At 62.3% G+C, this 886-nt stretch carries 1 protein-coding gene; it reads left to right on the top strand.

All coding sequences use genetic code 11. From position 1 onward, the window contains the following. Positions 1-5: 5 nt before the first annotated feature. Positions 6-886 (top strand): ISL3 family transposase (locus ACP56T_RS21875; protein WP_430914111.1); only part of this gene is annotated, 881 nt, incomplete at its 3' end.

Below are 886 nucleotides of genomic sequence, written 5' to 3'. Positions count from 1 at the left end.
CCTGGATCGAGATCAAGCGGCAGCGGTTCAAGTGTGCGCAGTGCGGGGCAACGCACTACGAGAAGCTGACCGACATTGACGCGGATCGCAGGATGACCCTGCGGTTCCGTGAGCACTTGGAGCGTCAGTCGGTTGAGCACTCCTTCACGACGGCGGCGACAATCAACGGCGTCCACGAAACGCTGATCCGCCGCCTGTTCGATGACTACAGCGAGCGCGCCCTCAAGCAGTACGTGCCGAAGCTACCGCGCGTTCTCGGGATGGACGAGATCTACCTGCACAGGAAGGCCCGTTTCGTCATCGGTGATGTCGAGAACGGGCTGATGATTGATATGCAGCCATCCCGCCGCGATGCCGATCTCAGGGCCTACTTCGATGGTCTGCTCGACCGGGATCGCGTCGAGGTGGTCTGCCAGGACATGTGGAAGGGTTACCACACGCTGACCAAGGCCATGTTCCCGAGGGCTGTGACCGTCATCGATAAGTACCATGTTCAACGCACCGCGAACTACGGCATGGAGGTGGTTCGCAAGGCCCTCTACCTCGGCCTATCCAACAAGGATCGCGTCGCGCTGAAGCGCAAGCGTGCGCTGTTCTTGGCTCGACAGGGCGGCGAGACAGCCGCAGCCCAAGTCGCCCTCATCAGGGTTTTCGCGTCGTACCCGGCGATGCAGCGCGCCTATGATCTGAAGGAGCGGTTCTACGACATCTATGCCGCCGAGAGCCGTGCCGAAGCGGAGGGTGCGACAGACCGCTGGCTCGCCAGTGTGCCCTCCGAGTTCGAGCGGCCCTTCAAGCCCAGCATCGACGCGCTGCGGAACTGGCGGCCCCACATCCTCCGCTACTTTGAGCACCGCTACACGAGCGGCTACGTCGAGCGCTTGAA

Origin of the sequence: Methylobacterium endophyticum, assembly GCF_050591105.1 — a bacterium.
Taxonomy (GTDB): Bacteria; Pseudomonadota; Alphaproteobacteria; order Rhizobiales; family Beijerinckiaceae; genus Methylobacterium.
This window is presented reverse-complemented; position numbering and strand designations above follow the sequence as displayed.